This is a genomic window from Nitratireductor arenosus, from assembly GCF_009742725.1.
In the GTDB taxonomy this organism is placed as follows: domain Bacteria; phylum Pseudomonadota; class Alphaproteobacteria; order Rhizobiales; family Rhizobiaceae; genus Mangrovimarina; species Mangrovimarina arenosa.
On record NZ_WPHG01000003.1, the window covers coordinates 719,331 to 744,708 of the forward strand.

Below are 25,378 nucleotides of genomic sequence, written 5' to 3' on the forward strand. Positions count from 1 at the left end.
TTCTTTTCAATGTCATGCAGACGTGATACCAGCCAGCGCCAATCCTGAACGGGAAATCAGCGAGTCGGTGTGGCCACGGGGGCCGCGCCGGTTTCAGCATTCAAGGAATGGCCATGGCGAAAATCATCGAAAGCGTGACCGGTCTGGAAGCGCTGACCTTCGACGACGTACTTCTGCAGCCGGGCCATTCGGACGTGCTGCCGGGGCAGACCGAGGTCAGCACCCGCATTGCCGGCGACATCGATCTCAATATTCCCATCCTGTCGGCGGCCATGGACACCGTCACCGAATCGCGGCTCGCCATCGCGATGGCGCAGGCCGGCGGCATCGGCGTCATCCACCGCAATTTTTCTCCCGCCGAACAGGCCGAGGAGGTCCGCCAGGTCAAGAAGTTCGAATCCGGCATGGTGGTCAATCCGGTCACCATCGGCCCCGACGCCACGCTCGCCGACGCGCAGGCGTTGATGCGCTCGCATGGCATTTCCGGCATTCCGGTGGTCGAAAACGGCGGTGCCGGCGGCCACACGACCGGACGGCTGGTCGGTATCCTCACCAACCGCGACGTGCGTTTCGCCTCGGATCCGGGCCAGAAGGTTTCGGAGCTGATGACCCACGAGAACCTGGTGACGGTCAAGGACGGCGTCGATCAGAAGGAGGCCCAGCGTCTCTTGCATCAGCGCCGTATCGAAAAGCTGCTCGTGGTCGACGAGCATGGCCGCTGCATCGGCTTGATCACGGTCAAGGATATCGAAAAGACGCAGCTCAACCCGAACGCCTCCAAGGACGCCCAGGGCAGGCTGCGGGCCGCGGCCGCGACCAGCGTTGGCGACGACGGGTTCGAGCGCGCCGAGCGCCTAATCGACGCCGGCGTCGACCTTCTGGTCATCGACACCGCGCACGGCCATTCGCAGCGCGTACTCGATGCGGTTGCACGAGCCAAGAAACTGTCGAACGCCGTGCGCATCGTCGCCGGCAATGTGGCGACCGCCGACGGGACCAAGGCACTGATCGACGCCGGCGCGGATGCGGTCAAGATCGGCATCGGGCCGGGCTCGATCTGCACCACCCGGATCGTGGCCGGCGTCGGCGTACCACAGCTTTCCGCCATCATGGCGGCCGCCGAGGAGGCCGACAGGCAGGGCGTCGCGGTGATCGCCGATGGCGGCATCAAATATTCGGGCGATCTCGCCAAGGCGCTGGCCGCCGGCGCGCGCGCGGCCATGGTCGGCTCGCTGCTGGCGGGCACCGAGGAAAGCCCCGGCGAGGTCTATCTGCACCAGGGCCGCTCGTTCAAGGCCTATCGCGGCATGGGCTCGGTGGGCGCCATGGCGCGCGGCTCGGCCGACCGCTATTTCCAGGCCGAAGTCCGCGACACGCTCAAGCTGGTGCCGGAGGGGATCGAGGGCCAGGTGCCCTATAAGGGACCGGTCGGCGGCGTTCTGCACCAGCTCGTCGGCGGGTTGAAGGCGGCGATGGGTTATGTCGGCGCGCGCGACCTCGAGGAGTTTCGCCGCCGCGCGACCTTCGTGCGCATTTCCGGCGCGGGCCTGCGCGAAAGCCATACCCACGACGTCACCATCACCCGCGAAAGCCCCAACTATCCGGGTATGAGCTAGGGGTTGCCCGCCGGGCTCATGCCGCCCGGGGTTGGGCGGCGCTCTCGAAGATGAGCGAGCGGTGAGTGGCGGTGCCGGCGAAGGCGCCATCTCCCACCGCAAGCGCCACCGAGGCGACCGGTCGGACGACATCGCCGCAGGCGAAAACACCGGGCACCGAGGTCTGCCTGAGGTCGTCGGTCGCGATTATCGGGCCGAGGGGCGCATCCTTGAATGCGCAGCCCAATTGTTCCGGGATGGCGCTGGCGATGCGTGTGCGCGGCGTGACGAACAGCCCGTCGAAGGCGAGTTGCCGCCCGTCGCGAAGGATCGCGACCGGCGCACCGGCCTCGCCGCCGATCTCGGTGACGGCGACCGGTTCGATAGTGACGCCGCGCCGCTCTAGTTCCTCCAATTCGTGCGCATCGGGCGCTACTGTGCCGTTGGCGAGCAGCGTGGTGGTGCCCCATTCCGGCAGCATCATCGCCTGATGCAGCGCCATCGGGCTCGTCGCGAGAACCCCGATGCGGCCGCGATCGAGCTCGTAGCCGTGGCAATAGGGGCAGGCCATCGCGCCGATGCCCCAATGCGCAGCCAAACCCGGAATCTCGGGCAGGATATCCGCGACGCCGCAGGCGATCACGACCCGGCGGCCAGCGAGTTGCCTGCCGTCGTCAAGCGCGATTTCGAAGCCGTCGATTTTTCCTGATGCCGTCACGGCGCGACCATCGAGCCAGCTAACGGTCGGATAGGCGAGCAATTGCGCCCGCGCTTCGTCTGCGATCTCGTCGGGCGCATGGCCGTCGCGGCCGAGAAAGCCGTGCGAGGCATGCGCGAAGCGGTTGCGGCGTTCGCCGGCGTCGACGATCGCGACGCTGCGGCGCGCGCGTGCGAGGGGGATTGCGGCGGACATGCCGGCATAGCTGCCGCCAACGATGATGACGTCAAACATGAAAGTCTCCTTTTCCCGGATATTGGTCGAATCGGCCACGGAAATCCGCGAGGATGTCGGCGAGCGTAACAGCCGAGAGGCGCTCCAAGATGCGCTGCTCGGCGTCCCGCATCGTGTCTTCCAGCGCGGCGTTGACCGTCTGTTCGATGAGGCAGTTGGGTTGGCTGTTGCGGTTGCCGAAGGCGAAGAAATCCGGCGCGCCAAGCGCGCGATGAATGTCGGCGAGCGTGATCGCCTCCAGATCGCGGGCCAAGTGCCAGCCGCCGCCATGCCCCTTCTCGGAGATGACGATCCCGGCCTGGCGCAACCCCGCCATGGTGCGACGCACCGCAGCCGCGTTGCCACGCATGAAGCGCGCCAGATCTGCCGAACGGAGCGGCTCGTCGGTGTCCGCCATGTGCAGCAACAGGTGAAGCATTGCGGAGAGTCGTGTATCGCGTTTCATGTATCATTAAATGTTACATGATAAGGCTCATGTCAAGCCGGGAAGGTGCCGGCGGTCCCGACTTGACCTCGCGGCCACGCGGTTTGGCTGCATTCATCCCGTGCCTGGCTGTCGCGCCCCGGACCCGCACGTGCTATCGGCTTGGCACGATACCAGCGATGATAGGGGAGCGCCGCGCATGAACCAGACCGCCATCATCTGGCCGATGATCGTCCATGTCGTGCTGGTCTACTGCATCTATGCGCTGATCGCCCGACGCCGCTACGCTGCGGTGAAGGCAGGGTCGGCCAAACCGTCCCAGTTCCGCGAGAACGTGGTCGAGCCGCCTGAAAGCCAGTTCGTGCGCAACAATCTCGCCAATCAGTTCGAACTGCCGATGCTGTTCCATTCCGGCTGCCTGGCGCTCTTTGTCACCGGTGGCGCGGGACTGGTCGCGGTGGCTTTGGCTTGGCTGTTCGTCGCCTCACGTGTTGTCCACGCCGTCATCCATGTCACCACCAACCGCATCCGCTACCGCCAGCCGGTCTTCACCCTTGGCTTTCTCGCGCTCGGCGTGATGTGGCTGTGGCTGGCGCTGCACCTTCTGGGCCTTGTCTGACCTCGCCTGATCGGGTTCTGGCGCGGTGTCGATAATGCCGCGTATCAGCGTGGCCAGGGTCCGGCATTCATCGGCCCTGGCGCTGTTCTTGCGCCGCGCAAGGCATACTGTGCGCGCCGGCATGGGCGCCGCGAACGGCACGACTTTGAGGCCGCGTGTCTGGCCGGCCGCGGCGATTGCCATTTCGGGTATCAATGTCACGCCTAGGCCATGGGCGACCATTTGCAGCAGGGTCGTCAGGCTGGTTGCGCCATAACTCGCCATCGCCACCGGCTTGACGCTGCCGCACACCGCAAGAGCCTGTTCGCGCAGGCAATGGCCTTCTTCCAGCAGCATCAGCTTTTCCAGGGCCGGGCTTTCCGGCGGTACCGGAGGCGCGATGAAATCCGAGTCGTTGGCCGGCGCGGCGAGAAAAAAACGATCCTCGAACAGCGGCTCGGCCACCAGGCCCGGTGCCTCGACCGGCAGCGCGGCGATGAAGGCGTCGAGGCCGCCGACCGACGTCTCGGCGACCAGCGTCGCCGTCACCGCCTCGCGCAATTCGAGCCGCAGATCTGGAAACCGCCGCCGGAGCGTAGGCAGCACGCGCGGCAATAGATAGGGCGCGACCGTTGGGATCAGGCCAAGCCGGAAACGGCCTTCCATCGGCCGGCGGCCGCTCTGCGTCGCAACCTCGATGTCGCGAACCTCCGACAAGACGGCGGCAAAGCGTGGCGATAGCGAGCGCGCATCTTCCGTCAGCCGCACGCCGGCGCGGCCGCGCTCGAACAACCGGCAGCCGAGCTTTTCCTCCATTTCGGCGATTTGCGCCGAAAGTGCGGGCTGCGTGATGCCGACAAGCGCCGCGGCACGCCCAAAATGCAAGCTTTCTGCCAGAGCCTCGAAATATTCCATCTGGCGCAGGGTCAATCTTATCATAATCTGAAATTATCGAAATGAGTAGAAAACGCAATTTGTATCTATGAAAAATACGGCTTAGTTTGGAACTGTTCAACGGAAGCTGCTGGGTCCGGTGCGGTTTCGACGACGCCGCAAATGTCGGCATGGGAGGCCAAATTGATGATCGACCGTCCGGCTATCGGCATTATGGCGGGTGCGCCTGCGCCCGACCCGAGGAATTCGCCCGCCCGCGGCAGGGCCGGGGCCGCGCGCGTCGCTTGAGGGTGCGGCAGCGCTTCGACGTTGCGCGCGCAATGCCAGGGCTGTGAAAAAGTTCAAGAACGGATCGGAGAACATGATGGACGCCAAGACTGACGAGAATGCGGGCAAATGCCCGGTCCTGCACACCTCCGTCGGTGTCAGATCGAACCGCGACTGGTGGCCCAACCAGTTGAACCTGAAAATCCTTCACCAGAACTCGGCCCTGTCCGACCCGATGGGCCCGGCGTTCGACTATGCCGAGGCGTTCAAGAAGCTCGACCTGGCGGCCGTGAAGAAGGACCTTCACGCGCTGATGACCGACAGCCAGGATTGGTGGCCGGCCGATTACGGTCATTACGGGCCGCTCTTCATCCGCATGGCCTGGCACAGCGCCGGCACCTACCGCACCGGCGACGGCCGCGGCGGCTCCTCGTCCGGTTCGCAGCGCTTTGCCCCGCTCAACAGTTGGCCGGACAATGTGAATCTCGACAAGGCCCGCAGGCTGCTGTGGCCGATCAAGCAGAAATACGGCAACAGGATTTCCTGGGCGGACCTGCTTGTCCTCACCGGCAACGTCGCGCTGGAATCGATGGGCTTCAAGACGTTCGGGTTCGCCGGCGGCCGCGAGGATATCTGGGAGCCGGAGGAAGACATCTATTGGGGCGCGGAGGACGTCTGGCTCGACGACAAGCGCTATTCGGGCGAACGCGATCTCGAAAACCCGCTCGCCGCCGTGCAGATGGGTCTGATCTACGTCAACCCGGAAGGTCCGAACGGCCAACCCGACCCGGTTGCCTCGGGCCGCGATATCCGTGAGACTTTTGCGCGCATGGCCATGAACGACGAGGAGACCGTCGCGCTGACCGCCGGCGGCCACACGTTCGGCAAGTGCCACGGTGCCGGCGATGCGGCGCTGGTCGGGCCCGAGCCGGAGGCGGCCGGTCTGGCCGAAATGGGGCTCGGCTGGAAGAGCAGCTTCGGCTCCGGTGTGTGGGGGGATGCGATCGGCAGCGGCCTGGAAGGCGCCTGGACCCCCGACCCGATCAAGTGGGACAACGGCTATTTCGACATGCTGTTCGGTTATGAATGGGAGCTGACCAAGAGCCCCGCCGGCGCCTGGCAGTGGAAACCGAAGGACGTGGCCGACAAGGATCTCGCCCCAGCCGCCCACGATCCCTCCAAGCGCGTGCCGACCATGATGACCACGGCCGACATGGCTATGCGCATGGACCCGATCTACGAGCCGATTTCACGGCGCTTCCACCAGAACCCGGACGAATTCGCCGACGCTTTCGCCCGGGCCTGGTTCAAGCTGACGCATCGCGACATGGGTCCCAAATCGCGCTATCTTGGCCCCGAGGTCCCCAGCGAGGACTTGTTGTGGCAGGACCCGATCCCGCCGGTCGAGCATCAACTGATCGACGCCGCCGACGTTGCTGCGCTGAAGGACAAGATCCTCGCCTCCGGCCTTTCGATCTCCGAACTCGTCTCGACCGCCTGGGCTTCGGCCTCGACCTATCGCGGTTCCGACAAGCGCGGCGGCGCCAACGGCGCCCGCATCCGCCTGGCACCGCAGAAGGACTGGGAGGTCAACCAGCCGACGCAGCTTGCCAAGGTGCTCGAGGCGCTCGCTGGCATTCAGAGCGACTTCAATGCCGCACAGAGCGGCAACAAGAAGGTCTCGCTCGCCGACCTGATCGTGCTGGGCGGCAACGCGGCGGTCGAAAAAGCAGCGAAAGCCGCGGGCCACGACGTGGAGGTTGCCTTTTCGCCGGGGCGTACGGACGCCACGCAGGCAGAGACCGACGTGGAGTCCTTCGACGTACTGGAACCCGTTGCCGATGGTTTCCGCAACTATCTCAAGACGCGGTTCACTGTGCCGGCCGAGGAATTGCTGCTCGACCGGGCCCAACTGCTGATGCTGACCGCGCCTGAGATGACGGTTCTCGTCGGCGGCCTGCGCGTGCTGGGCGCCAATCACGGCCAGTCGAGCCATGGCGTCTTCACCGCGCGCGCCGAAACGCTGACCAACGATTTCTTCGCCAACCTGCTCGATATGGGCACGGTATGGAAGGCGGTTTCCGAGGACGAGGACACGTTCGAGGGCCGCGACCGCAAGACGGGCGAACTGAAATGGACCGCGACCCGCGTCGATCTGGTCTTTGGGGCGAATTCCCAGTTGCGTGCCCTCGCCGAGGTTTATGGCCAGAACGATGCACAAGGCAAGTTCGTGACCGACTTCGTGGCGGCCTGGAACAAGGTGATGAACGCCGATCGTTTCGAGCTCGCTTGATCCGGCAGATCGCCGACGCCGCCGTCTCCCGACGGGGTCGGCTGCGCGAACGAGAACGAACCATAAGGGCGCGGCCACGGCCGCGCCCTTTGCATGTCCGATGAGACGGTTTTTCGGTCTGCGTATTGGCAAGCTTGAGCGAAACCTCTTCACCAGGCGGGCAAGATGGTCTAGGTCGCTCGGTGATCGGGTATGCCGAAATCGGGGACACCGGAATGCGTCTAGGGGGACGGCTCGCCGCCGCCATCGAAATCATCGAGGACATCCACACGCGCCATCGGCCTGCCGCCGACGCGTTGAAGGATTGGGGCCTGTCGCATCGCTTCGCCGGCGCCGGCGACCGCGGCGCGATCGGCAATATCGTCTACGACGCGCTGCGCCGGCGCCGTTCGGCGGCATGGCTGTTCCAATCGGAGGCCTCGCGCGCCCTGGCCCTGGGCGCGCTGCTGCTTGAATGGGGTCTGGATCTGGCCGACATTGATGCCGCACTGGCCAAGGATGGTTTTTCCCCCCCCGCCCTGTCCGACGAGGAACGGCGGGCGGTGGCGGAAAACACGCTCGAGCAGGCTCCCGATCCCGTGCGGGCCGACTGCCCCGACTGGTGCGTGCCCCTGATCGAGGACGCGTTCGGTGCCGACTGGGTCGAGGAGACGGCCGCGCTTGCGTCCCGTCCGCCGCTCGACCTGCGCGTCAACCCGCTGCGCGCAAGCCGCGAGCGCGTGCTGCAAGAGATCGAGCGCAGCGGCGCGGGGCCGACACGGATCGCCCCGAACGGCATCCGCATCCCGCCGATTCTCGGCAGCGGTCGCCACCCCAACGTCCAGGCCGAGCCCGGCTTCCGCAAGGGCTGGTTCGAGGTCCAGGACGAAGGCTCGCAACTGACCGCCGAACTGGCCGGCGCCACCACGGCCATGCAAGTGCTCGATTATTGCGCGGGCGCGGGCGGCAAGACGCTGTCGCTTTCGGCGGCGATGGAAAATGGCGGTCAGCTTTTCGCTTACGACGCCGAAAGGGCGCGGCTAGCCCCGATCTTCGAGCGCCTGCGCCGCGCCGAATGCCGCAACGTGCAGGCGACCGCGCGCGCGGGCGATCTCGAACCGCTCGCCGGGCGCATGGACCTCGTGGTCGTCGACGCGCCCTGCAGCGGCTCGGGCACCTGGCGGCGCCGTCCTGATGCGAAGTGGCGCCTGACGGGACGTCAGGTCGAGGTACGCCTGTCCGAGCAGGCCGCCATCCTGCAGCGTGCCAGCCGGTTCGTTAAGCCTGGCGGTCGTCTCGCCTACATCACCTGCTCGGTCTTTCCCGAGGAGAATCAGGGTCAGGTGCGCAATTTTCTGGAAATGAACGCGGATTTCGCCGCCGTCAATGCCGCGGCCCTCTGGCGCGACCGCTTCGCCGAGCACGTTGCGCGCAGCCGCGCGACCGATCCGGGCCTGCTTTTGTCGCCGCGGCTGACCGGCACGGACGGGTTTTTCTTCGCCATGGTGCAAAAGGCGGTCTGACGGATCGGCTGGCCGCTACCCTGGATTTTTTGCGTCGCAGCATTTCATCTTTGCAATGCAGCAACGGCTTTGCGACAATAACCAGCCGGCAAACAGTTGAACGGGCGCGACGCGCCCCCGCCGGGGCGCCCGAAGGAGCAGCACATGGCAGCGATGATCGTGCCGGAGGATGGGTTCGAGGAACGGGTGCGCTCCAGTTTCGCGCGCCAGAGGGCGATGACGACGATCGGCGCCGAACTCACCCGGGTGACGCCGGGCATGGTGGAGATCGAGATGGCCTATAGCGAGGCGCTCACCCAGCAGCACGGTTTCCTGCATGCCGGGGTGATCTCGGCGGCTCTCGATTCGGCCTGCGGCTACGCGGCCTATTCGCTGATGCCGGCCGACGCTGCAGTGCTGACTATCGAGTTCAAGGTCAATCTGCTCGCGCCGGGAAAGGGCGAGCGTTTCCTGTTTCGCGGCTCTGTCACCAAGCCCGGCCGCACCATTATCGTGGCCGACGGGCAGGCCTATGCGTTCGGCGACGGTGGCGAGGCCAAGCTGGTCGCCACCATGACCGGCACCATGATGACGGTGCAGGGCAGAGAGGATCTCGCCGGCTGACGCCGTGCGCCGCCGCGCCGACCGAGACGGCCGACCGGAACCACGCACCGATTTCTGTGAGCGCAGGACAGCCATGCCGTGTCGGCCATTGCGTGGTTGGGCGATTCGGCATAGTTCCCTGTCATGACAGAGACCGCCCATCCCGACACCGTCCTCATCATCGATTTCGGCAGCCAGGTCACCCAGTTGATCGCCCGGCGCGTGCGCGAGGCCGGTGTCTATTCTGAGATCGTCCCGTTTCAGTCCGCTGCCGAAGCCTTCGCGCGCATCGCGCCCAAGGCGGTGATCCTGTCGGGCAGCCCGCACTCCACCGTCGATATCGGCTCGCCGCGCGCGCCGGACGCGATTTTCGAGGCCGGCATTCCTGTTTTGGGCATCTGTTATGGCCAGCAGACGATGTGCGCGCAGCTTGGCGGCACCGTCGAGGCCGGTCACCACCGCGAGTTTGGGCGCGCCTTTCTGGACGTCAGGCAGGATTGCGCGTTGTTCAAGGGCGTCTGGGCTTCCGGAACCCGCCATCAGGTCTGGATGAGCCACGGCGACCGGGTCACCGACATTCCGCCGGGTTTTAAGGTCGTCGGCACTTCCAGCGGTGCGCCGTTCGCCGCGATCGCCGACGAGGCGCGCCGCTTCTTTGCCGTCCAGTTCCATCCCGAAGTCGTCCACACGCCGGACGGCGCCAAGCTGCTGGCCAATTTCGTGATCGACATTGCCGGCCTGAAGGGCGACTGGACCATGGCTGCCTATCGCGAGCAGGCGATTGCTTCGATCCGCGCCCAGATCGGCGACGGCAAGGTGATTTGCGCGCTGTCGGGCGGGGTGGACTCCTCGGTCGCCGCACTTCTGATACACGAGGCCGTCGGTGACCAGCTTACCTGCATCCTGGTCGACCATGGCCTGATGCGCAAGAACGAGGCGACAGAGGTGGTTGCCATGTTCCGGGAGCATTACAATCTGCCGCTGGTGCTGGTTAACGCGGCCGACCGCTTCGTCGACGCGCTCGAGGGCGAGGCAGATCCCGAAAACAAACGCAAGACGATCGGCCGGCTGTTCATCGAAGTCTTCGAGGAGGAAGCCAACAAGCTCGGCGGCGCCGACTTCCTTGCCCAGGGTACGCTTTATCCCGACGTGATCGAAAGCGTGTCCTTCACCGGCGGTCCGTCCGTCACCATCAAGTCGCATCACAATGTCGGCGGTCTGCCGGAGCGTATGAACATGCAGCTCGTCGAGCCGCTGCGCGAATTGTTCAAGGACGAGGTGCGCGTGCTCGGCAGGGAGCTCGGCCTGCCCGACCATTTCATCGGGCGGCATCCGTTTCCGGGCCCGGGTCTTGCGATTCGCTGTCCGGGCGGTATCACCCGCGACAAGCTCGACATTCTGCGCGAGGCCGACGCGATCTATCTCGACGAGATCCGCAAGGCCGGTCTCTACGACGCCATCTGGCAGGCCTTTGTCGTGCTTTTGCCGGTGCAGACGGTCGGCGTGATGGGCGATGGCCGCACCTATGAATTCGTCTGCGCGCTGCGCGCCGTCACCTCGGTCGACGGCATGACGGCGGATTTCTACCATTACGACATGGAATTTCTCGGCCGTGCCGCCACCCGCATCATCAACGAGGTCCGCGGCATCAACCGCGTGGTCTACGACGTGACCTCGAAGCCGCCCGGCACAATCGAGTGGGAATGATTTAGACCCATCCGAACGCCGCCGATTTTACGCTGCGGCACGATGTAAGTCACTGAAATAGTTAAAAAACTAGGCCGCTTATCGCCATCTATCGCGAGGCAAGCTTGGTGATAGACGGTATGGCCGACAGCATGGCGACTCTTATAGCATCGGCAGATGCATATTCCGTCACCGCTTAGAGAGTTTGTGACGGTATTTTATTGACCTTTTTTCATTGACAATAGTGAAGAAATATCCGTCCAGAGAGGCCGTCTTGGCCTGACGGTATATTTGGCGGCTCTCTCATGTTTTTTGAGCGAATGCGCAGGGTCAAAATGCTGACTCACGCGGGCATCGAAGCCGGGAAACCAAAGGACAAATCACAAAAGGTCGCTGACTGTGACGGTATGGACGTCATGGTTAGGGGCACGCTGGCCCCCTAATAACTCGTTCGACTTGCGATGAGCGGGTCCGGCTTCCCGGCGCCGAGCATCCGACGAAGTTCGCAATCCCATATCGCGCGCTTCGGCGAAAACGATTGTCGCGATGGGCAAAGTTTTTTGATCCTTCCTCGGCTTAGGAGGATCCATGAGCGACTACGATCTGATTATCACCGGACAAGTGGTGGACGCGGTCCGCGTCCGCGAAAACGGCTATGTGGCAATCCGTGGCGGGCTGGTGGAGCGCATCGGCGAGTGCCCGCCGCCGGCCGCGCGCGCGCGCCAGGATTTCGGCGACGCCTTCGTGCTGCCGGGCGCCATCGACGCGCAGGTTCATTCACGTTCGCAGCGCGGCCAGGAGGATTTCGTCTGGTCGACGCGCGCGGCGGCGGCCGGCGGCGTGACGACCATCGTCGACATGCCTTATGACGACGGCGTTTTGATCTGCACCGGCGAGCGGCTTGCGACCAAGGCGCGCGAGGCCGGCGAGCAGGCGCGCGTCGACTTCGCGCTCTACGGCACGGTGCATCCCGATGACGGCCCGCGCCACATCGCCGAGATGGTCGCCGCCGGCGCGGCCGCCTTCAAATTCTCCACCTTCGGCACGCATCCGCAGCGTTTCCCGCGCATTGCGCCGCATATGCTGCAGGCCTGCTTCGCCGAAATCGCCCGGCATGGGCTCGCCGCCGGCGCACACAACGAAAGCGACGAGTTGGTTCGCGCCGCCGAGGCCGAGGTCGCCCGCTCCGGCATCACCGACTATCGCGCCCACGGCCTGGCGCGACCGGCTCTGGCCGAGGCGCTGGCCACCGCCGAGGTCTACGAGATCGGCGCGGCGACCGGCTGTTCGGCCCATATCGTGCATTGCTCGATCGGGCGCGGCTACGAATTGTGCCAGGACCATCGTGCGCGCGGTCACGACGCCACCATCGAAGCCTGCATCCACTATCTCGTGCTCGATGAGGAAAACGACGTCGCCCGGCTTGCCGGCAAAGCCAAGATCAACCCGCCGATCCGTCCGCGGGCCGAGGTCGAGGCGTTGTGGCGTCACCTGGCGGCGGGCCACGTTACCGTGGTGTCGACCGATCACGTGAGCTGGTCGAAGGATCGCAAGGCCGATCCGGTCATGCTCAACAACGCCTCGGGCGTGCCGGGGTTGGAAGTGCTCTACGCGCTGCTTCTCGACGGGCTTCTGAAGCGGGGGTTGAGCCCGGTTTGGGCGGCGCGGCTGTTGGCGGCCAATCCGGCGCGGCTGTTCCGTATCGGCCACCGCAAGGGCGCGCTGGAACCGGGCCGCGACGCCGACATCGTCGTCATGGCGCGCGATCCGCGTCGTTACGACGCCGGCGCCAGCGGCAACAATTTTGTCGGCTGGAGCCCCTATCAGGACATGGCGCTCGACTACAGGCCGGTCGCTACCTTCCAGCGCGGCGAAATGGTCTTCGACGGCACGCGCGTTCTGGCCGAGCCCGGTGCGGGCCGGTTCGTCACCCCGGCGCGTGCGCTTGCGGAGAATGGCGGACAATGACGGCGCGATGCACGAACCTGCCGGTCGATGGCGGCCGGCTGTGGGCCGACCTGATGGCGCTGGGCACGATCACCGAACCGGACAAGCCCTATACGCGCCGTTCCTTCTCGCCGCTGTTTCTGGAAGGGCGCGACTGGCTGGCCAAGCGCTTCGCCGCCGCAGGCCTGTCGGTACGCATCGATACTGGCGGCAACCTGATCGGCCGCATGGAAGGCGCACGCGCCGATGCCGGCACGATCATGATCGGCTCGCATTCCGATACGGTGCCGTCCGGCGGGCGGTTCGACGGCGTGGCCGGCGTGGTCGTGGCGCTTGAGATCGCCCGCTCGCTGCGCGAGGCCGGCCGGCGGCTTAATTGCGCGATCGAGGTCGTCGACTTCCTGGCCGAGGAGCCGAGCGAATTCGGCCTGTCCTGCGTCGGCAGCCGTGCTTTGACCGGCCGGCTGACGGACGACCAGCTCGCCTATCGCGATCCGGCCGGCGAGCGGCTCGATCAGGCGATCGCCCGCGTCGGCGGCGATCCGGCCCGACTCGCCGCCGCGCGGCGCGACGACATTGTCGGCTTTTTCGAGTTGCATATCGAGCAGGGCATCGTGCTGGAGCAGCAGGGCATCGACCTTGGCATCGTCACCGCGATCGCCGGTATCGCCCGCGTCGAGATCGTGTTCGACGGCCGTGCCGACCATGCCGGCACCACGCCGATGGACCTGCGCCGCGATGCCGGGCTGGCAGCGGCGATCACATCGGCCTTTGTCGCCTCGACGGCACGCGAGGCCGCCGCCGGTGGCAACGGCCACTTCGTCGCCACCACGGGCGTGTTCGAGCAGTTTCCGAACGCGGCCAATGTCGTTCCCGGCAAGGCGCGCCTCGTCGTCGATATCCGGGCCGAGGACCATGCCGTCACCGAGCGCTTCCTCGCAGCACTCGACGCGCGCAGCGGCGAGATCGCGCGTGAGTGCGGCGTCGAGCGCGCCCGCTTTGCGCTGTTGTCTGACACCGATCCGGCCCCCTGCGACACCGCGCTGCAGGCGCTCTTGTCGCAAAGTGCCGACGCACTCGGCTATTTGTCCCTGCCGATGGCGTCGGGCGCCGGCCACGACGCGGCCTTCATGTCGCATATCGCGCCGAGCGCCATGGTGTTCGTCCCGTGCCGCGACGGGCGCAGCCACGCGCCCGAGGAATGGGGCGAACCGGATGCGATCGCCGCTGGCGCGGCGGTCATCCACGACGCGGTGCTGCGTCTGGACGAACGACACAACAAGACCGAATCCGAAGGGAGCCACGCCAGATGACACGAATTCTACGGGCCCACGATATCGAGGCTGCCGTCAAGGGCGGCGCGGTCTACGCCGCCGGCGGTGGCGGCTGGGCCGATCACGGACGCATGCTGGGAACGGCCGCCGTCAATGCCGGCGAGCCGGAACTGGTGTCGATGGACGACGTTCCCGACGACGCCTGGATCGCCACCGCCGCCGCGATCGGCGCACCGGCTGGCACGACGGAATGGCAGATGCTGGGTGTCGATTACGTCAAGGCCGTCCGGCTGGTGGAGGAAGAGCTCGGCGCGCCGATCTATGGGCTCATCATCGGCCAGAACGGCAAGTCGAGCACGCTCAACGCCTGGCTGCCCTCGGCGATCCTCGGCACCAAGGTGATCGACGCCGTCGGCGATATCCGCGCCCATCCGACCGGCGACATGGGCTCGATCGGCCTGGCCAATTCGCCCGAGCCGATGATCCAGTCGGCGGTGGGCGGCAACAGGTCCAAGAACGCCTATATCGAACTCGTCGTGCGCGGCGCGACCGCCAAGGTGTCGCCGATCCTGCGCACCGCCTCCGACATGTCGGGCGGTTTCATTGCCTCGTGCCGCAATCCGGTGCCGGCCGCCTATGTTCGCGAGCACGCCGCGCTTGGCGGCATTTCTATGGCGCTGGCGCTGGGCGAGGCGATCATCGCGGCCGAGCCGCGTGGCGGCACTGCGGTGATCGACGCCATCTGCAAGCAGACCAAGGGCGAGATCATCGGCCAGGGCAAGGTCGTTGCCAAGGACGTCGTCTACACCAACGAGGCCTTCGATGTCGGCACGATCCAGGTCGGCAGCGGCAAGGGCGCCTGCGTGCTGCACGTCATGAACGAATACATGGCCGTCGACGATGGCGAGGCAAAGCGCATCGCCGGTTATCCCGACGTCATCACCACGCTGAATACAAACGGCGTGCCGATGAGCGTCGGCGAGGTTGTCGAGGGCATGGAGCTTCTGGTGCTGCGCGTGCCCAAGACCGTGATCCCGCTGTCCTCCAGCGTCACCGATCCGGCGGTCTATCCGTCCGTCGAGGCGACGCTTGGCATCAATCTGACAGACTACGCGCTGGGCTAGGTAGGGAAACCGTCATGCATCGAGATTTTACCGTGACGAGCGGCACGACGCTGCGTTGCAAGGGCTGGCGCCAGGAAGGGCTTCTGCGCCTTCTGGAAAACGTGCTTGCCGTCGGCGAGGACCCCGACAATCTGATCGTCTACGCCGCACTCGGCCGTGCTGCGCGCGACTGGCCCTCGCATGACAGGATCGTCGAGACGTTGAAAACGATCGAGGACGGCGAGACGCTGATCGTCCAATCGGGCAAGCCGATCGGCGTGGTTCGCACCCACCCCAAGGCCCCCGTCGTGCTGATGGCCAATTGCAATATGGTCGGCCAGTGGGCGAAGGCGGAGAATTTTTATCGCTGGCAGGACGACAACCTGATCTGCTGGGGCGGGCTGACGGCCGGAGACTGGCAATATATCGGCTCGCAGGGCGTCATTCAGGGCACTTACGAGATCTTCATGCGCATCGCCGAGCAGAATTTCGGCGACAATCTGGCAGGGCGTTTCGTGCTGACGGCCGGGCTCGGCGGCATGGGCGGCGCCCAGCCGCTCGCCGGCGTGATGGCCAGGGCCGCGATCCTGTGCGTGGAAATCGATCCCAAGCGCATCGAAAAACGCATCGAGGTCGGCTATCTCGACAAGCAGGCCGAAACGCTCGACGAGGCGCTGGCGCTGATCGAAGAAGCCCGTGCCAACAAGGAACCCCTCTCGGTCGGCTTGTGCGCCAACGCCGCCGACATCTTCGAGCAGATCCGCCAGCGCGGCATCGTGCCCGACATCGTCACCGACCAGACCTCCGCCCACGACCTGATCTACGGCTATGTGCCGGCGGACTACGACCTGGAGACAGTGCGCCGCATGCGCCGCGAAGCGCCGGACGAACTGATGGCCGCCTCGACCCGCTCGATCGTGCGCCATGTCGGTGCGATGCTGGCCTTCCAGAAGGCCGGCGCGGTGGTGTTCGACAACGGCAATCTGATCCGGACCCAAGCCAAGGAAGGCAGCGTGGACAACGCGTTCGACATCCCGATCTTCACAGAGGCCTTCCTGCGGCCGCTGTTTGCCCGAGCCATCGGACCATTCCGCTGGATCGCCCTGTCGAACGATCCCGACGACATTCGCAAGATCGACGACTGGCTGCTGGACGAGTTCAAGGACGATGCCGGCGTCACCCGCTGGATCGAACTGGCGCGCAAGCACGTGCCGGTCGAGGGCATGCCGGCGCGCATCGCCTGGCTCGGCCACGGCGACCGCACCAAGCTCGGCCTTGCCGTCAACCGCATGGTGCGCGACGGCGTGTTGGCGGGGCCGGTGGCGTTCACCCGCGACCACCTCGACGCCGGCGCCATGGCGCATCCCAACATCATGACCGAGAACATGCGCGACGGCTCCGACGCGATCGCGGATTGGCCGCTGCTCAACGCGCTGGTCAACTGCGCCTCGCAGGCCGATCTGGTCGCGATCCATTCCGGCGGTGGCGGCTATTCGGGCTATATGACAAGCTCGGGCGTGACCCTGGTCGCCGATGGCTCGGCCGCGGCGGACGAACGGCTGGAGATGACCCTGACCAACGACACCACCACCGGCGTGATGCGTTATGCCGATGCGGGTTACGAGGAGTCCTTCGACGAGATCGCCCGCAAGGACATCCGGCATTTCCGGCTCGACACGACCGGCAAGGGCGGGTCCGGGGCATGAGCATCGACCAGAGCATGCGCGGCTTCCTGGCCGCGCTGGAGGACGACGGCGAGTTGCATCGCGTCGGCCGTGTAGTTGACCCGCGTTTCGAGCTGGCCTCGGTCCTGTCCCTGCGCGACGACGGCGCCGCGCAACTGTTCGAGAACGTGCAGGGCAGCGCCATGCCCGTCGTCGGCAACCTCTACAACCACCGCAGCCGCTTCGCCCGGGCGCTCGCCATCGAGGAAGCCGACCTCGACGCGCATTGCCTGGCTGCGCTGCGTCAGCCGGTCAAGCCGGTCATGGTCGAAGACGGGCCGGTGCAGGAGGTCGTCCACCGGGCGCCCTTCGACATCGGCGAACTGATGCCGGTGCCGCACTGGTTCGAAAAAGAAGGAGCGCCCTATATCACCGCCGGGGTGATTGTGGCCAAGGATCCCGAAACCGGCCGTCGCAACGTGTCCATCGCGCGCTTCCGGCTCGAAGGCGGCATGCGGATGATGGCGGGCATTGCCAAGAACCACCATCTCGCGCAGATGGCCGAAAAGGCCCGCCGTCTCGGACGCGATCTCGAAATCGCCGTGGCGATCGGCAATCATGCCGCCGTTCTGCTCGGCTCGCAGCTCTATCTCGAGCTGGGCGATGACGAGTTCGACAATGCCGGTGCGCTGCTCGGCGCTCCGATCGAACTCGTCAAGTGCAAGACGGTCGATCTCGAAGTGCCGGCCCATGCCGAAATCGTGATCGAGGGGCGGCTCAAGCCCGACGACCTGATCGAGGAGGGCGCGGTCTCCGAGTTCCCGGGCTTCTACGTCTATTACGGCCCGGGCATCGGCGTCGAGGCGAGCTGTGTGACGCACCGCAAGGATGCGATCTATCAGGCGATCCTGCCCGGCTATGCGCGCGAGCATTGCCTGATCGGCGCGGTCTCGATCGGCGCGACGCTGACGCGCGATCTCAAGCGCGCCATTCCGGCCGTCCGCCGCGTCTTCGTCACCGAAGGCGGCATGGGCCGCCTGCACGCCGTCGTCACCATGCACAAACCGCGCCTCGGCGAGGGCAAGCGCGCGGTGATGCTGGCGATGGGCTCGGTCAATCTCCTGAAACTGGTTATCGTCGTCGACGACGATGTCGATCCCGAAGACTGGCGCCAGGTCGAATGGTCGCTCGCGGCCCGATTCCGGGCGCATGAGGACCTGATCGTGCTGCCGGGCGTCAAGGCGGACCGCTGCGATCCCGTGCACGAGGACCTGGTCGTCACCAAGATAGGCATGATCGCCACCACCCGTCCGGGCGACGGCGCGCCGGGCGGCCGCTCGGAATTCGTCCGACCGCCGGCCGAGATCTATGAAAGGGTGCGCCGCGACCTCGAATCCTATTAGGATCGGGGCGGTCCGGCGCCTGCGAGGGCCCATGACCAAACGCTTCATCGTCGCAATCACCGGAGCCTCGGGCCATGTCTACGGTATCCGGCTCCTTGAGGTGCTGCGCGCGCTCGGCTGCGAGACACACCTGGTGATGTCGCGCTCTGCCGTCGTCGCGCTCGCCCACGAGACCGACCTGAAGCAGGCCGATATCCACGCCCTGGCCGATCACGTCCATTCCAACGACGACGTCGCCGCCTCCATATCCAGCGGGTCGTTCCGCGTCGACGGCATGTTCATCGCGCCGTGCTCGGCCAAGACACTGGGCGAGATCGCATCCGGGGCCTGCGGCACGCTGGTCTCGCGCGCCGCCGATGTGAGCCTGAAGGAACGGCGCCGGCTGGTGCTTCTGTTCCGCGAGACGCCGTTGCATCTCGGCCATTGCCGCAACATGGTCTCGGTGACGGAGATGGGCGCGATCGTCATGCCTCCGGTCCCCGCCTTCTATCCCCGTCCCGACACGGTCGAAGAGATGGTCGATCACACGGTCGGCCGGGTACTCGACCTGGTCGATATCGACGCTGGAATCGTAAAACGTTGGAAAAGCTAGGCCTCACGGGCGGTCGAGCTTCGTCTTTCGTGATTGTCCAGTTTCGCAAAACCTATTTCAGCGTGGGTGCCCGCAGACACGATAATTTTCGCCGTCATACGAACATAGCCGTGTTCCTGGTCGCCAGGCGCGAGCTCGAAAGGGAGAGACGATGACAACGATCAAAAAACTGACCATGGCTGCGGTCATTCTGGGCAGCGCGTTCGTGCAGCCGGCCCTGGCGGAATCGCCCGTGGTGCTGAAATTCGCCAGCGCCTTCCCGCCCGGCACAAAGACCAACTCGATTTCGATCCCCGCTTTCATCAAGGCGGTTGAGGAGGCTTCCGAAGGCACGCTGAAGATCGAGCATTATCCCGGCGGCACCTTGGGAGCGAGCCCGACCACCCAGCTCAAGCTGGTCGAGGACGGCGTCGTCGACATCGCCGAGGTCGTCGCGTCCTACACCCCCGGCCGTTTCCCCGAGCTGGAAATGTTCGAACTGCCGTTCGTGTTTGAAAACACGCGCGAAGCCAGCCTGACCGCTTACGCGCTGTATGAAAAGGGCTTCTTCACCGGCTTCGACAAGCTCGAGCTCGTCGGCATCGCCGAGGTGGGTCCCTATTATCTGCACAGCAAAAAGGAACTCGCCACGGTCGACGACATTTCCGGCCAGAAGTTGCGTGCCGGCGGCCCGGTTCAGGGCGCGGTCGTGCAGGCGATGGGCGGCGTTCCCGTCGGCGGCATGCCGGCCACCCAGATTGCGGAAAACATCTCGCGCAACGTGGTCGACGGCACGCTGATGGATATCGGCAATATGTTCAACTTCCGCATCGCGGATGCGGCCGGTTACCACGTCATCAATGCCCCGCTGGGCAATGTCGCGGTCATGTTCCCGATGCGCAAGGACACCTATGAGAGCCTGCCGCCCAAGGCCAAAGCCGCTTTCGATAAATATCGCGGCATGTGGTTTTCCAATGTTCTGTCCGAAAACCTGGACAAGCAGAACGATGAATCCGCCGCCCGCCTTGAGGCCGATGCCGAGCACAATATGGTCGAGTTTTCTGACGAAGACATCGATACGCTCAAAGGCGCTTTCGCCGGTCTGAAGGATCGCTGGGATGCCGACAAAGACGGCGTGAACCTGTATCAGGAGATGCTGTCCGCGCGCGACGCCGTGCGCGCCGACAAGTAAAAACCAGCCCGACGGTCGCGGCTTGGCCGTGGCCGTCGGGCCCACGCCGCGCGTCAGAGCGCGGCAAGCCGAGAGCTCCTCCCATGACATTGCTGGCAAATATTCGCAGACTTGCCCAGTTCGCGGCCACGATCGGGCTTGCCGCGCTTGTCGTCCTGTCGATCATGACCATGGTCGACATTGCCGGGCGGGAACTGTTCGGTACGCCGGTCACCGGCTTCAGCGACATCTCTGACCTGATCATCGTGATCGCCGCCGCCGCCTGCTTCCCCGCGTCGCTGGCCACAAACCAGCATGTCTCGGTGCGTTTCGCCGGCATGGCGCATTGGCGCCTGGGAGCGGTGCTCGATTTCCTCGGACATGTAATCATGCTCGCCGTCTTCGTGCTGATCGCCTGGCAGCTTTGGGTCTACGCGATCGACGTCTACACATCCGGCCAGACCACCTGGCTGATCTACATTCCCGTGTGGCCGGTATGGGTGCTGACGACGGCACTGTTCGTGCTGTGTATTCCCGTCCAACTCTCGCTGGTTGTCGCCGCGGCCCGCGACATCCGCTTCTCGGCGCAGAACCCGGTAGGCATGAACGATGCCGCGGCGACATCCGTGCGCCCCGAGAACAAGGAGGAGCCCGATGGCACCGATTGAAGTCGGCCTGGTCGGGCTTGCCTGCCTGATCGCCGCGATCCTGCTGCATGTGCCGGTCGGCATCGCCATGGCCGCGGTGGGGGCGGCGGGTTACGTGATGTTGACCGGCAATCTGTCGGGCATGGTCTCCCTGTTCGGCACCGAAACCGTCAACATGCTCACGAACCAGGATTTCGCGGTCGTGATGTTCTTCCTGTTGATGGGGGGCTTTGCCGGCGCGGCCGGCATCTCCGCCGACATCTACCGCGTCGCCAACACCTGGATCGGTCACTACCGGGGCGGATTGTCGATGGCGACCATCCTGGGCTGCGCCGGTTTCGGCGCCATTGCCGGCTCGTCGATCGCAACCGCCGCCACCATGGCCAAGATCGCGCTGCCGGAGATGGAAAAGCGCAACTACGCGCTGTCCCTGTGCACCGGCACCTTGGCTGCCGGCGGCACGCTCGGATCGCTGATCCCGCCATCGATCATCATGGTGATCTATGCCGTCCAGGTCGAGCAGTTCGTCATCGACCTGTTTCTGGCCGCGATCATTCCCGGCCTGCTTTCTGTCGCGCTGTTCGTTCTCGCCATCCGCGTCCAACTGCTGATATCGCCGCATCTCGCCGGCGCGGGCGAGCGCATAGCCTGGCGCGGGCGGATGCGCGAAACGGGGCGTGCCTGGGCGCCGATCGGCATTATCGTTGTGGTGATGGGCGGCATCTATTCCGGCTTTTTCACCGTCAACGAGGGCGCCGCGGTCGGTCTGGTGCTGACCCTGATCTTCGCTGTCGCGAGAAAGTCGCTGACACGTGCCACCTTCACCGAGACGCTGTTCGGATCGGCCGGTTCGATCGCCATGCTCTACATGATCGTGATCGGGGCCAATATCTTCGGCTATTTCCTGACCTTGTCGCACATGCCCAGCGAGGTCGCGACCTGGGTCCAGGGTCTCGACATCCCGCCGTTGGCGATCGTCTTCATCATCATCGCTATGTATGTGCTTCTGGGCTGTGTTTTCGATGCGCTTGCCGGCATGGTGCTGACGCTTCCCTTCGTCGTGCCGATCATCAGCGGGCTCGGCTACGACCTGGTCTGGTGGGGCATCGTCAATGTGATGGTCATCGAGATCGGCATGATCACGCCGCCGGTCGGCATCAATGTCTTCGTCATCAAAGGGCTGCGTCAGGACATACCGCTGGGAACGATTTTCCGCGGCATCACGCCGTTCCTGATCGCCAACGTCGTTGCGCTTCTGCTCGTTGTCCTGTTCCCGCAGCTCGCAACCTGGCTGCCGGATCTGTTGCGCTAGGGCCCGCCCGCGCGCGCACCAAAACTGGAGATAATAATGCCTTCGACCAAGCCCTTCGCCGGGGTGACCGTGCTCGACTTCAGCCGGGTTCTGGCCGGCCCGTTCTGTACCGCCATGCTGGCCGATCTCGGCGCTGAGATCATCAAGGTCGAGCCGCCCACCGGCGACGACCAGCGCTCGATGGGCGCTTTTTCGCAGGGCATCAGCGTCAGTTTCGAACTGATCAACCGCAACAAACGCAGCATCCGGCTCGACTTGAAGAGCGAGGAAGGCCGGGTGATCGCGCGCCGCCTGGCGGCCAGAAGCGATGTGGTGGTGGAGAATTTCCGTCCCGGCGTCGCCCGCAAGCTCGGCATCGACGCCGACGCGCTGCGCGGCGAGCGGGCCGATCTGATCTACTGCTCGATCTCCGGCTTCGGTCAGGACGGACCGCTGGCGCGTGCGCCGAGCTATGACGTCGTCGCTCAGGCGCTGTCGGGCCTGATGAGCATCACCGGCGAGCCCGACGGCGAGCCGATGATGGTCGGCGATTCGGTCGGCGACACGGTCTCGGGCCTTTATGCCGGCTTCGCGATCGCTGCCGCCCTCTACCGGCGCGCGACGACCGGCGAGGGGGCGACGCTCGACATCGCCATGTTCGATTCGCTGTTTTCCCTGCTCCCGACCGCGCTGGCACAGCTTCAGGTCAACGACCAGCCGCCGACCCGGCAGGGCAACCAGCATCCGCTGTCGGCGCCCTTCGGCGCGTTCGTGGCCAAGGGCGGGACCATCATCATCGCGATCGCCAACAATTCGCTGTTTGCCCGTTTCGCCGCCACCATCGGCCGGCCGGAACTTGCGGACGACCCGCGCTATGCCTCCGACCGCGAGCGCCGCGTCAATCGCGACGCGCTGCGCGCGGAAATCGAGTCCTGGTCGCGCGATCTGTCGCCGGAAGCCGCGGTCGAACGCCTGGCCGCCGCCGGCATTCCGGCATCGGTAGTGTGGGACGTCGCTGAGGCCGCCGACAGCGCCCATGCCCGTCATCGCAGGCTGATGACGACGGTCGACCATGACAGGCTCGGCACGCTCAGATTGCCCGAGCAGCCCGTACATGTCGCCGGGCTGGAGCGGGGCGAGGCGCGCCCGGCGCCGGAGCTTGGCGAACATGGCGGCACGATCCTGCAAGACATGCTCGACATGGACGCGGGCGAGATCGCGCGGCTGCGGACAGCCGGCGTCATCTGACACCTGACAGCGGAACCAGACCATGACGATGATTTTTACTGACGACGACAAGGCCTTCAGCGCCGAGGTTCGCACCTATTTGAGCGACAACCTGCCCGCCGAGCTGGCGCGCAAGGTACGTTATAATCAAAGGCTGACGCGGGACGACTACACGTCCTGGCAGGACGTTCTGGCGGCCCGCAACTGGCACGCGGTCGGCTGGCCCGCCTCGGCCGGCGGACCGGGTCTGACTCAGACCCAGCGCTATCTGTTCGAGCGCGAATATGGCGCGCTGTCATGTCCGCATCCGTGCCAGTTCGGCATTGCGATGGCGGGGCCGGTCATCTTCACCTTCGGCAATGACGAGCAGAAGGCGCGGTTCCTGCCCGGTATTCGCGAAAACAAGGACTTCTGGTGTCAGGGTTATTCCGAACCTGGGGCTGGCTCCGATCTCGCCGCGCTGAAGACCACGGCGGTGCGCGAGGGCGACCACTATCGCGTCAATGGCCAGAAGATCTGGACCACCTGGGCGAACTGGGCCGACTGGATGTTCTGTCTGGTCAAGACCGATCTCGAGGTGAAGCCGCAGCGCGGCATCTCTTTCCTGCTGATCGACATGCGCTCGCCCGGCATTACCGTGCGCCCGATCAAGACGATCGACGGCGACGAGGAATTCAACGAAGTCTTCTTCAACGACGTGTTGGTGCCGGTCGAAAACCGCATCGGCGAGGAAGGGCAGGGCTGGACCTACGCCAAGTTCTTACTCGAATTCGAACGGTTTTCGATGTCGGGCGCGGCACGCTCGCGGCGTGTCCTTTCCGAAATCCGGGCCGACGCCGAAGCGCTCGGCAAGGCCGATGACGCACGCGTGGCCGAGCGGCTGACCCGCCTGGAAATCGAGCTTCTGGCGCTGGAGCACATGGAGCTGCACCTCTTGGCGCGCAGCGTCGGCGGCGAAAATCCCGGCCCGGAAGCCTCGAAGCTCAAGATTCGCGGCACCGAGATCGCCCAGGCGCTGTCGCGGCTCAGGGTCGATCTGCACGCCGAGGATTGCCTCGTCCATTCCGAGGCGTTCCTGGACGCTTCGGAACCGTCCGACAATCCGTCGGCGATGGGCGCGATCGCGACCTATCTCAACCAGCGCAAGCTGACGATCTGGGGCGGATCGAACGAGGTTCAGCGCATGATCCTTGCCAAGCAGATTCTGGAACTCGGGTGAGCGGCGATGAGTACCAATCTTGATGATGAACTCCACATGCTTACCGAAACGGTGGCGCGCTATGTCGCCAACCGGTCGGACGGCAAGGCCAACAGCGAAGACGGCTGGAAGGAACTGGCCGAGCTCGGCTGGCTCTACCTGCCCTATCCCGAAGAGGTCGGCGGGCTCAGGCTCGGCACGGCGGGGGTCTCGGCCGTCATGCAGGGCCATGGTCGTGGCCTGTTGGCCACGCCCTATCTGCCGTTCGCGGTCATGGCCGGCGGCGTGCTCGCGCGCTGCCCGCGCGCATCGCAGACGCTCGCCGCGGTGATGGAAGGCACGCAGCGCGTTGCCGCCGCGTTTGTGGTTGGCGCCGCCCCGACGCAGGTGGCGCAGGCGGCCGATGACGGCTGGCGCTTGGCCGGCGCGTGCGATCACGTCCTGGCCGTCGACGAGGCCGACGCGGTGCTGGCATTGGCGCGGATCGGCGCGAGCGACGAGACCGGGCTGTTTGTGGTCCGCACCGACGCGCCCGGAGTGACGGTCGAGCCTCATCTCCTGCCGGACGGGCGAAGGGCGGGACGTGTCGGTTTCGACGATGTCGCGGTCGCGGCAGCCGATCGCCTGGACGATGACGGCGGGGTCGAAACGCTGCTGCGCGAGGTGGAAACCGAGGCGCTGCTCGCCGCGGCTGCCGACAATCTCGGCGCCATGCAGGTGCTTTATGAGCAGACGCTGGATTATGCTAAGCTGCGCAGGCAGTTCGGCCGGCCTATCGGCTCGTTCCAGAGCCTTCAATTCCGGCTGGTCGACATGTGGATCAAGCTCGACGAGGTCCGTTCGCTGGTTTCCTCGGCGGCCGGCGCTGAGGATCGACAGGAGGCCGGTGCGCTCGCGATCGCGGCCTGGATCCAGTCCGTGTGGTCCGGCCGGCTGATAGGCGAGGAGGCGATCCAGATCCATGGCGCCATCGCCATGACCGACGAGCATGCGGTCGGCCGCTACGTCAAGCGCATCCTGGTCAACGAACTGGTGTTCGGGGCTCCGGAGCGGCATTTTTCCCGCTATCGCTCCATGCGGTAGCGCTGG

At 65.4% G+C, this 25,378-nt stretch carries 20 protein-coding genes and 1 pseudogene; 18 read left to right on the forward strand and 3 right to left on the reverse strand.

Annotated features, from left to right (window positions below; all coding sequences use genetic code 11):
- The first annotated feature begins 113 nt into the window (after positions 1–113).
- Positions 114–1,616: an IMP dehydrogenase gene (gene guaB, locus GN330_RS15405; RefSeq protein WP_156713545.1), complete on the forward strand. Its 1,503-nt coding sequence runs from the start codon at positions 114–116 to the stop codon at positions 1,614–1,616.
- Positions 1,617–1,632: 16 nt separating this feature from the next.
- Here the strand turns inward: guaB and GN330_RS15410 are convergent, their stop codons facing one another.
- Both GN330_RS15410 and GN330_RS15415 read right to left on the reverse strand, forming a co-directional pair.
- Positions 1,633–2,547, reverse strand: a complete 915-nt coding sequence (locus GN330_RS15410) for an NAD(P)/FAD-dependent oxidoreductase (RefSeq protein WP_156713546.1) — start codon at positions 2,545–2,547, stop codon at positions 1,633–1,635.
- Positions 2,540–2,992 carry an Rrf2 family transcriptional regulator gene (locus tag GN330_RS15415; RefSeq protein WP_156713547.1) on the reverse strand — a complete coding sequence of 151 codons (453 nt, stop codon included), beginning with the start codon at positions 2,990–2,992 and terminating at the stop codon, positions 2,540–2,542. Before GN330_RS15415 ends, GN330_RS15410 begins: the two co-directional genes overlap by 8 nt.
- A gap of 178 nt (positions 2,993–3,170) precedes the next feature.
- Between GN330_RS15415 and GN330_RS15420 the strand changes: the two genes are divergently transcribed.
- Positions 3,171–3,590, forward strand: coding sequence for an MAPEG family protein (locus tag GN330_RS15420; RefSeq protein ID WP_156713548.1), 420 nt, complete (start codon positions 3,171–3,173; stop codon positions 3,588–3,590).
- Positions 3,591–3,623: 33 nt separating this feature from the next.
- Here GN330_RS15420 and GN330_RS15425 read toward each other — a convergent pair.
- A pseudogene (locus GN330_RS15425) lies at positions 3,624–4,508 on the reverse strand (hydrogen peroxide-inducible genes activator); the annotation flags it as partial.
- A gap of 319 nt (positions 4,509–4,827) precedes the next feature.
- On the opposite strand from GN330_RS15425, the gene katG reads away from it, so the two are divergent.
- The 16 genes from katG (at position 4,828) to GN330_RS15505 (ending at position 25,372) form a co-directional block, all read left to right on the forward strand.
- Positions 4,828–7,023: a catalase/peroxidase HPI gene (gene katG, locus GN330_RS15430; RefSeq protein WP_156713549.1), complete on the forward strand. Its 2,196-nt coding sequence runs from the start codon at positions 4,828–4,830 to the stop codon at positions 7,021–7,023.
- A gap of 215 nt (positions 7,024–7,238) precedes the next feature.
- Positions 7,239–8,525: an RsmB/NOP family class I SAM-dependent RNA methyltransferase gene (locus GN330_RS15435; protein WP_156713550.1), complete on the forward strand. Its 1,287-nt coding sequence runs from the start codon at positions 7,239–7,241 to the stop codon at positions 8,523–8,525.
- 144 nt (positions 8,526–8,669) lie between these two features.
- Positions 8,670–9,128 carry a PaaI family thioesterase gene (locus GN330_RS15440; protein ID WP_156713551.1) on the forward strand — a complete coding sequence of 153 codons (459 nt, stop codon included), beginning with the start codon at positions 8,670–8,672 and terminating at the stop codon, positions 9,126–9,128.
- 123 nt (positions 9,129–9,251) lie between these two features.
- Positions 9,252–10,814 carry a glutamine-hydrolyzing GMP synthase gene (gene guaA, locus GN330_RS15445; RefSeq protein ID WP_156713552.1) on the forward strand — a complete coding sequence of 521 codons (1,563 nt, stop codon included), beginning with the start codon at positions 9,252–9,254 and terminating at the stop codon, positions 10,812–10,814.
- Positions 10,815–11,381: 567 nt separating this feature from the next.
- Entirely contained in the window at positions 11,382–12,761 is a 1,380-nt protein-coding gene (locus GN330_RS15450) for a dihydroorotase (protein WP_156713553.1), read from the forward strand.
- Entirely contained in the window at positions 12,758–14,053 is a 1,296-nt protein-coding gene (locus GN330_RS15455; protein WP_156713554.1) for a Zn-dependent hydrolase, read from the forward strand. Before GN330_RS15450 ends, GN330_RS15455 begins: the two co-directional genes overlap by 4 nt.
- On the forward strand, positions 14,050–15,138 hold the full coding sequence (locus tag GN330_RS15460) for a thiohydantoin desulfurase (protein WP_156713555.1): 1,089 nt from the start codon (positions 14,050–14,052) through the stop codon (positions 15,136–15,138). The genes GN330_RS15455 and GN330_RS15460 overlap by 4 nt, the downstream gene beginning before the upstream one ends.
- A 14-nt stretch (positions 15,139–15,152) precedes the next feature.
- Positions 15,153–16,823, forward strand: coding sequence for a thiourocanate hydratase (locus GN330_RS15465; protein WP_156713556.1), 1,671 nt, complete (start codon positions 15,153–15,155; stop codon positions 16,821–16,823).
- A complete protein-coding gene (locus GN330_RS15470) occupies positions 16,820–18,184 on the forward strand; it encodes a UbiD family decarboxylase (protein ID WP_156713557.1) in 1,365 nt (454 codons plus the stop codon). Before GN330_RS15465 ends, GN330_RS15470 begins: the two co-directional genes overlap by 4 nt.
- 31 nt (positions 18,185–18,215) lie before the next feature.
- Positions 18,216–18,776: a UbiX family flavin prenyltransferase gene (locus tag GN330_RS15475; protein ID WP_156713558.1), complete on the forward strand. Its 561-nt coding sequence runs from the start codon at positions 18,216–18,218 to the stop codon at positions 18,774–18,776.
- 151 nt (positions 18,777–18,927) lie between these two features.
- The gene (locus GN330_RS15480; RefSeq protein ID WP_156713559.1) at positions 18,928–19,947 is read left to right on the forward strand and encodes a TRAP transporter substrate-binding protein; all 1,020 of its coding nucleotides are present in this window, start codon (positions 18,928–18,930) and stop codon (positions 19,945–19,947) included.
- Between the two features lie 83 nt (positions 19,948–20,030).
- Positions 20,031–20,594 (forward strand): TRAP transporter small permease, encoded by a 564-nt coding sequence (locus GN330_RS15485; protein ID WP_156713560.1) that lies wholly within the window; start codon positions 20,031–20,033, stop codon positions 20,592–20,594.
- On the forward strand, positions 20,581–21,885 hold the full coding sequence (locus GN330_RS15490) for a TRAP transporter large permease (RefSeq protein WP_197435187.1): 1,305 nt from the start codon (positions 20,581–20,583) through the stop codon (positions 21,883–21,885). The genes GN330_RS15485 and GN330_RS15490 overlap by 14 nt, the downstream gene beginning before the upstream one ends.
- 36 nt (positions 21,886–21,921) lie before the next feature.
- Positions 21,922–23,112 carry a CaiB/BaiF CoA transferase family protein gene (locus GN330_RS15495; RefSeq protein ID WP_156713562.1) on the forward strand — a complete coding sequence of 397 codons (1,191 nt, stop codon included), beginning with the start codon at positions 21,922–21,924 and terminating at the stop codon, positions 23,110–23,112.
- 22 nt (positions 23,113–23,134) lie between these two features.
- Entirely contained in the window at positions 23,135–24,310 is a 1,176-nt protein-coding gene (locus GN330_RS15500; protein WP_156713563.1) for an acyl-CoA dehydrogenase family protein, read from the forward strand.
- 6 nt (positions 24,311–24,316) lie between these two features.
- Positions 24,317–25,372, forward strand: coding sequence for an acyl-CoA dehydrogenase family protein (locus GN330_RS15505; protein ID WP_156713564.1), 1,056 nt, complete (start codon positions 24,317–24,319; stop codon positions 25,370–25,372).
- Positions 25,373–25,378 lie beyond the last annotated feature (6 nt).

Bases quoted from the DNA above. Each gene is read 5' to 3' on its own strand.
- guaB (WP_156713545.1), top strand. From the start codon at position 114: ATGGCGAAAATCATCGAAAGCGTGACCGGTCTGGAAGCGCTGACCTTC.
- GN330_RS15410 (WP_156713546.1), bottom strand. From the start codon at position 2,547: ATGTTTGACGTCATCATCGTTGGCGGCAGCTATGCCGGCATGTCCGCC.
- GN330_RS15415 (WP_156713547.1), bottom strand. From the start codon at position 2,992: ATGAAACGCGATACACGACTCTCCGCAATGCTTCACCTGTTGCTGCAC.
- GN330_RS15420 (WP_156713548.1), top strand. From the start codon at position 3,171: ATGAACCAGACCGCCATCATCTGGCCGATGATCGTCCATGTCGTGCTG.
- katG (WP_156713549.1), top strand. From the start codon at position 4,828: ATGGACGCCAAGACTGACGAGAATGCGGGCAAATGCCCGGTCCTGCAC.
- GN330_RS15435 (WP_156713550.1), top strand. From the start codon at position 7,239: ATGCGTCTAGGGGGACGGCTCGCCGCCGCCATCGAAATCATCGAGGAC.
- GN330_RS15440 (WP_156713551.1), top strand. From the start codon at position 8,670: ATGGCAGCGATGATCGTGCCGGAGGATGGGTTCGAGGAACGGGTGCGC.
- guaA (WP_156713552.1), top strand. From the start codon at position 9,252: ATGACAGAGACCGCCCATCCCGACACCGTCCTCATCATCGATTTCGGC.
- GN330_RS15450 (WP_156713553.1), top strand. From the start codon at position 11,382: ATGAGCGACTACGATCTGATTATCACCGGACAAGTGGTGGACGCGGTC.
- GN330_RS15455 (WP_156713554.1), top strand. From the start codon at position 12,758: ATGACGGCGCGATGCACGAACCTGCCGGTCGATGGCGGCCGGCTGTGG.
- GN330_RS15460 (WP_156713555.1), top strand. From the start codon at position 14,050: ATGACACGAATTCTACGGGCCCACGATATCGAGGCTGCCGTCAAGGGC.
- GN330_RS15465 (WP_156713556.1), top strand. From the start codon at position 15,153: ATGCATCGAGATTTTACCGTGACGAGCGGCACGACGCTGCGTTGCAAG.
- GN330_RS15470 (WP_156713557.1), top strand. From the start codon at position 16,820: ATGAGCATCGACCAGAGCATGCGCGGCTTCCTGGCCGCGCTGGAGGAC.
- GN330_RS15475 (WP_156713558.1), top strand. From the start codon at position 18,216: ATGACCAAACGCTTCATCGTCGCAATCACCGGAGCCTCGGGCCATGTC.
- GN330_RS15480 (WP_156713559.1), top strand. From the start codon at position 18,928: ATGACAACGATCAAAAAACTGACCATGGCTGCGGTCATTCTGGGCAGC.
- GN330_RS15485 (WP_156713560.1), top strand. From the start codon at position 20,031: ATGACATTGCTGGCAAATATTCGCAGACTTGCCCAGTTCGCGGCCACG.
- GN330_RS15490 (WP_197435187.1), top strand. From the start codon at position 20,581: ATGGCACCGATTGAAGTCGGCCTGGTCGGGCTTGCCTGCCTGATCGCC.
- GN330_RS15495 (WP_156713562.1), top strand. From the start codon at position 21,922: ATGCCTTCGACCAAGCCCTTCGCCGGGGTGACCGTGCTCGACTTCAGC.
- GN330_RS15500 (WP_156713563.1), top strand. From the start codon at position 23,135: ATGACGATGATTTTTACTGACGACGACAAGGCCTTCAGCGCCGAGGTT.
- GN330_RS15505 (WP_156713564.1), top strand. From the start codon at position 24,317: ATGAGTACCAATCTTGATGATGAACTCCACATGCTTACCGAAACGGTG.